The following is a 3,170-nucleotide window of genomic DNA, read 5'->3' on the forward strand; positions in this document are numbered from 1 at the left end:
GGATACGCCATGTCAATTTCTTGTCCCTTGACTGGGGTATGGGCGTGAATCTTGGCCGCCAAATTCATCAGCAGAGGCCAAAGACAACCTAGGTCTGGAAGCCTATGCTCGGTTCAGCGTTCATTCACTAGGGGGAACAATGGATCGCAGCTGGCGCCTTCGAATAGGAATTTCAGTTCTGGCGGCGGCATGGCTCATGACATCATGCGCAGCCACCCCATCAGTGGTACCGGGATCAGCAGCCTCCACGCCCACCACTTCCGGAATCGCAGCAACATCACCGAGTGCCCCGACCAGCTCCGTGAGTAAAAGCCCCGTCCCGGCCACCTCCGGCCCGCCGCGGGAAACGTGCGCGGCTTTCCTGCCCACCGCGCCTTGCTCCACCCACAGCAGCGTCGCCGCAACATCAAACGGTATGGCTCTACCCTCGGCGGCCGCCGGGACCATCAAGGTGCGACTGAGCCCCGTCGAAGGTACCCTGCAGCTGGCCATGAAAACAGACTGCTCCCCCATCAGCGGGCCAGCCACAATTGCTGGAAACATCATGACCCTCGGAAAAATCGCCACTGGCGCCAGCGGCTGCATCGGTACTTCCGGTGAACATCAAGCTTGGATTCATGAATTATTGAAACGTCCCATTTCAATGACCTATACGCAGGACACTTTGACCTGGACGAGCGGGATAAATACGCTCAGCTTCCAAGCTGAGTAACCACTGTTTTGAGATCATTACGGACGTCCCGGGGCGGTCCGCTTCCCTGCACGCCCCCGACGGCGACAAATGAGCTGCCGGATAGGCGCCGAATCCACGGGAGGCTCCCTGCACGGCTACCATTGGGCTGCCGGATTCACGACCGGGCGAACTCCCCTAGATCGCTCCCGGTCCTGTCAGCCCAGCTCCCCCACCACCCGTTCTCAGGTCTCCGTATTGATTGATCAAATGTCCTTCGCATAGAAATCGCGGAGAATAGCCGCGACGATCGGCCGCAGCTGCTCCGGATTGACAGAGCCTTCGGCGGTTCGAAGGATTGCGGTGTCTACCTCAGCCAAGAAGGCCTCGGATGATGCGTGCCCTTCCGGGACACGGATCATCCAGACGTAGCCCCTCGGCCGCGGCGGGAGGCCGGCATCCCGGAGGTACAGGTCGATGTCATCGTCGATTCCCAGCCGGTCGGCAGCTGTGAACGGTTCCTCGAAGGGTTGTTGCTTACCCCCGCGCTCGGTGTAACCGGTGATTGTCCTGCCGGCGTCCGAGGACGGGCGGCGGCGTAAGTTGTCCAGGCCGGCTGCCCAGCCGATGAGCGCCCCCCAGCCATTCTCGGGCAGGTCCAGCCAGGAAGCTGAGGGCTCGGATTCCTGCACGTCACTCCACATGGGCTGCTCCTTGCCTCTCCGAATGGGTCACGTCTCCGCACGGCTGCGGCGGGGCAGAACATCCGGTTCCGGGACCCGCGTCAGGGCGGCTTCCCGTGGAAGCTTGAGCCCGTCGTTGCAATCCGTACCTTGACCTTCGTCTGCGTCTCAGGGCGTGCGGTGGGCCGGGGCGAACTGCGCCGCGCGGTTGGTTTCTTCGGCGCGGATGAGGTGCACGAGCGCGTTGATGAGGGCCAGGTGGGTGAACGCCTGTGGGAAGTTGCCGAGGTGACGGCCGCTCACCGGATCCAGCTCCTCAGCGTAGAGGCCCAAGGGGCTGGCAAGGGACAGCAGACGTTCGCACAGTGCCTTGGCGCGAACCACCTCCCCGATCTCGACAAGGGCCGAGACGAGCCAGAACGAGCAGGTCGTGAAGGTCCCTTCGTCGCCGGTGAGACCGTCGTCGGTCTGCTCGGGACGGTAGCGCAGGACGAGTCCGTCCCGGGTGAGTTCATCGGCGATGGCGACGACCGTGGCGCGCACGCGAGGATCGTTGACGGGCAAGAATCGGACAAGCGGAACAAGGAGAAGCGAGGCATCGAGGTTCGTTGTGCCGTAGGACTGGACGAACACGCCTCGGTCGTCGACACCATTGCGGCAGATGTCCTCATGAATCTCCGTGGCGATGGCGTCCCACTTTCGGGCGTAATCAGCCTGACCGTGCAGGCGCGCCAGCCGGGCACCACGATCCAGGGCGACCCAGCACATGAGCTTTGAGGAGGTGAAGTGCTTCGGTTCGCCACGGACCTCCCAGATCCCGTGGTCGGGGTCCCGCCAGTGGGCGGCGGCTTGCTCGACCTGGCGGAGCAGGACGGGCCAGAGCGGCTCGGGAAGCTGGTCACGGGATTTGGCGTGGAGGTAGACGGAGTCCAGCATCATGCCCCAGACGTCGAGCTGGCGCTGGTGGGCGGCAGCGTTGCCGATCCGGACGGGGCGGGCGCCGTCGTAGCCGCCGAGTCCCTCGACAGTAACCTCGGGAAGGTCCCTTTCGCCGTCGATGCCGTACATGATCTGCAGGTCGTCCTCGGCGGCGACGTCGCGGATGAAAGCGAAGAAGTCGTCGGCTTCCCGGTCCAGGCCGAGGGTGTAGAGGGCCCAGAGCGCGAACGTGGAATCGCGCACCCATGTGTACCGGTAGTCCCAGTTCCGCTCTCCCCCGGGCGTCTCGGGCAGCGAGGTGGTGGGCGCCGCGACCAGAGCTCCAGTCGGCGCGTAGGTGAGGCCCTTCAACGTCAGCGCGCTGCGCTGCAGCTGCTCCCGCCACGGGTGGTCCGGGAACTCGCCCCCGGTGATCCATTGCCTCCAGAATTCAGTGGTCTGCCACTGCTTGCGTGTGGCTTCTTCCCACGTCCGCGGCGGGGGCAGCGACCCCCAGGAGAGCGCGATAAAGGCCTGCTCGCCCTCGGTCATCCGGCTGCGAATGACCGCGATGGAGTCCTCGATGCCCAGCCGGCGGTCGGTAGTCAGATGCAGCACCGGATCCCCCTCATCGCCGCTGACGGTCACGGCCTCTCCGTATGCGGGGCTGGAGAACTCCCACCGTGCCCGGCGCTGGCCGTAGCCGAAGACCGGCTCGCACAGCACGGACAGCTCAACCGCACCGTTGACGCACCGTACGGTGCGCAGCAGGCAATGCTCGGCCTCGTAGTTCGTCGGCGGGCGGCGGTACCGGCCGGCCCTCTCGTCGGTGTGGTGCCACGGACCCATCACCAGGGCATCCCTCACGATCAGCCAGCCCGTCCTGGTCTGCCAGGTGG

General features: G+C 64.7%; 3 protein-coding genes. 1 reads left to right on the forward strand and 2 read right to left on the reverse strand.

The window, feature by feature from the left end; all coding sequences use genetic code 11:
• The first annotated feature begins 415 nt into the window (after nt 1–415).
• A complete protein-coding gene (locus LQV45_RS22620; RefSeq protein ID WP_230008922.1) occupies nt 416–712 on the forward strand; it encodes an META domain-containing protein in 297 nt (98 codons plus the stop codon).
• A gap of 224 nt (nt 713–936) precedes the next feature.
• Here LQV45_RS22620 and LQV45_RS22625 read toward each other — a convergent pair whose 3' ends face one another.
• Complete coding sequence (locus LQV45_RS22625) at nt 937–1,374, reverse strand: DUF5956 family protein (protein WP_230008923.1); 438 nt, start codon at nt 1,372–1,374, stop codon at nt 937–939.
• Nucleotides 1,375–1,521: 147 nt separating this feature from the next.
• Nucleotides 1,522–3,170 (reverse strand): glycoside hydrolase family 15 protein (locus LQV45_RS22630; protein WP_230008924.1); only part of this gene is annotated, 1,649 nt, incomplete at its 5' end.

Source organism: Microbacterium sp. Bi128, assembly GCF_918698205.1.